We start from the raw sequence: 2,743 nt of genomic DNA, 5'->3' as shown, positions 1-2,743 counted from the left end.
GGCCTTCCGGGTCGGCGCCCGACAGCGTGAACTCGTCGGTGTGGCAGATGCCGGTTGCCTTGATCTCGACCAGCACCTCGCCATCACGCGGACCTTCGAGGTCGACCTCCATGATCTCCAGCGGCTTTCCGGCGGCAACGGCGACAGCGGCGCGCGTTTTCATCAGGCAATCCTCCCAAGGCAGTCTGCAATCCAGGTTAGATTTAACTTACCATTCAGCTCTGCGCTATGCATGAAGCGACGTTCTGACCCCGGATTTTCGTCAGCGCCCGCCGATTTGCATGCGGGATAGGCTCCGACTTTGCCTTGACCGGCCCCCTGAAGCCCATAAAACGGGAAGCCCGTAAAAGAAGGGCAGCCGAGGGACGAGGCCTGCATGTTCACAAAGATCCTGGTCGCCAACCGTGGCGAGATCGCCTGCCGCGTGATCAAGACGGCGCGCAAGATGGGCATCGCCACCGTCGCGGTCTATTCCGACGCCGACCGCGACGCCGTGCATGTCGAAATGGCCGACGAGGCGGTGCATATCGGGCCTTCGCCGGCTGCGCAAAGTTATCTGGTCGCGGAAAAGATCATCGCCGCCTGCAAGGCCACAGGAGCAGAGGCCGTGCATCCCGGCTACGGTTTCCTGTCCGAGCGGGCATCCTTCTGCGAAGCGCTGGAGCAGCAAGGCATCGTCTTCATCGGCCCGAAGCCCAAGGCCATCAAGGCGATGGGCGACAAGATCGAATCGAAGAAGTTCGCCAACGCGGCCAAGGTGTCGACGGTGCCCGGCTGGCTCGGCGTCGTCGAAAGCGCCGCCCATGCCGAAAGAATAGCCGGCGAAATCGGCTATCCCGTGATGATCAAGGCTTCGGCCGGCGGCGGCGGCAAGGGCATGCGCATCGCCTGGAGCAAGGCAGAGGTGCGCGACGGCTTCGACCGGGCGCGGTCGGAGGCCAAAAGCTCGTTCGGCGATGACCGCGTCTTCATCGAAAAATTCATCGTCGATCCGCGCCATATCGAAATCCAGGTGCTCGCCGACGCGCATGGCAACACGCTCTATCTCGGCGAGCGCGAATGCTCGATCCAGCGCCGCAACCAGAAGGTCGTGGAGGAGGCGCCGTCGCCGTTCCTCGACGCCAAGACCCGCAAAGCCATGGGCGAGCAGTCGGTGGCGCTGGCCAAGGCCGTCGACTACCAGAGCGCCGGCACCGTCGAGTTCATCGTCGACAGCGACAAGAACTTCTATTTCTTGGAAATGAACACGCGGCTGCAGGTCGAGCATCCGGTGACGGAACTCGTCACCAGCATCGACCTGGTCGAGCAGATGATCCGCGTGGCGGCCGGCGAAAAGCTCGCCATCAAGCAGAGCGACGTCAAGCTGAACGGCTCGGCGGTGGAAAGCCGCCTCTATGCCGAAGACCCCTATCGCAACTTTCTGCCGTCGATCGGCAGGCTGACGAAATACCGGCCGCCGGAAGAGGGAAAATTCGGCGAAATCGTCATCCGCAACGATACCGGCGTTACCGAAGGCTCGGAAATCTCGATGTTCTACGACCCGATGGTCGCCAAGCTGTGCACCTGGGCGCCGACACGGCTGGCGGCTATCGATGCAATGTCGGAAGCGCTGGACAGTTTCGTCGTCGACGGCATCGAGCACAACATACCGTTCCTGGCGGCGCTGATGCAGCATCCGCGCTGGCGGGAAGGGCGGCTATCGACGGCGTTCATCGCCGAGGAATATCCCGACGGCTTCGCGCCGATCGTGCCAGACGCCGAGGAGAAAGGGGTGCTGGCCGCGATCGCAACCGCGGTCGAACTGCTGCGCCGCGACCGGCTCGACCGGCTGGGCGGGCGGCTGGCGCCGCATTCGGGCGCCTTGAAACGCGATTGGGTGGTGAAGATCGGCCGGGATTATCTTTCGGTTGCCATCGTCGAAGGCATGATTTCCATTCCGATGGAGCTCGACCTCACAATCGACGGCGGCAAACCGCTGACGGTGGCATCCGACTGGCGGCCGGGCGATCTCATCTGGCGCGGCACGGTCGGCGGCCGCAAGGTCGCGGCGCAAGTCAGGCCGGTGCTGAACGGGTTCCGCATCGCCTGGAAAGGCATGTCGGTGACAGTCCGCGCCATGCTGCCGCGCACCGCCGAGCTCGAAAGGCTGATGCCAGAAAAAGTGGCGCCGGATACCTCGAAGATGCTGCTTTGCCCGATGCCCGGCCTCGTCGTATCGATTGCCGTTGCCGAGGGGCAGGAGGTCAAGGCCGGTGAGACGTTGGCCGTGGTCGAGGCGATGAAGATGGAAAACGTGCTGCGCGCCGAGCGCGACCTCATCGTCTCGAAGCTCAACGCCAAGCCCGGCGACAGCCTTGCCGTCGATGCGGTGATCATGGAATTCGCGTGAGGCTGAAACCCGCCCTCGACGCCCGTCAGAAGTTGGCAGGACAGAGGGGGGCGCGAAGGAACGCGACTTTGCAATTGGTTGAGCATGCTCGCTTGAGGAGGGACAAGGCGAGGCCGTGAGGAATTCGCAATTTTTTGCCGTCACGACGTATTTTGTTCTTGCTTTGTGCCGGCAGCTATGCTATTAATTTGGATATGGTGCTAATTGGCTCCAGCGACCCGCCCGCAGTGGCGGGTTTTTATTTGCAGCCTGACGTCGGCGGGACAGCGCCCCCTCTGGCCTGCCGGCCATCTCCCCCTCAAGGGCAGGGCTATCGCATATGAGTGATGGCATTGATGAGATAGTCGTCGTTCC

General features: G+C 62.7%; 1 protein-coding gene and 1 pseudogene. One reads left to right on the top strand and one right to left on the bottom strand.

Annotation, left to right across the window (positions count from 1 at the left end; all coding sequences use genetic code 11):
• Nucleotides 1–163 (bottom strand): annotated as a pseudogene (locus tag NKI24_RS35610) (S-(hydroxymethyl)glutathione dehydrogenase); the annotation flags it as partial.
• Between the two features lie 213 nt (nt 164–376).
• Here NKI24_RS35610 and NKI24_RS35605 point away from each other — a divergent pair.
• Nucleotides 377–2,389 (top strand): acetyl-CoA carboxylase biotin carboxylase subunit, encoded by a 2,013-nt coding sequence (locus tag NKI24_RS35605; RefSeq protein ID WP_352750840.1) that lies wholly within the window; start codon nt 377–379, stop codon nt 2,387–2,389.
• Nucleotides 2,390–2,743 lie beyond the last annotated feature (354 nt).

It is taken from the genome of Mesorhizobium sp. M0701 (assembly GCF_040320365.1).
Classification (GTDB): Bacteria; Pseudomonadota; Alphaproteobacteria; order Rhizobiales; family Rhizobiaceae; genus Mesorhizobium.
Note: the sequence above shows the minus strand (reverse complement) of the source record. Positions and strands in the feature narration are given on the sequence as shown.

Bases quoted from the DNA above. Each gene is read 5' to 3' on its own strand.
- NKI24_RS35605 (WP_352750840.1), top strand. From the start codon at position 377: ATGTTCACAAAGATCCTGGTCGCCAACCGTGGCGAGATCGCCTGCCGC.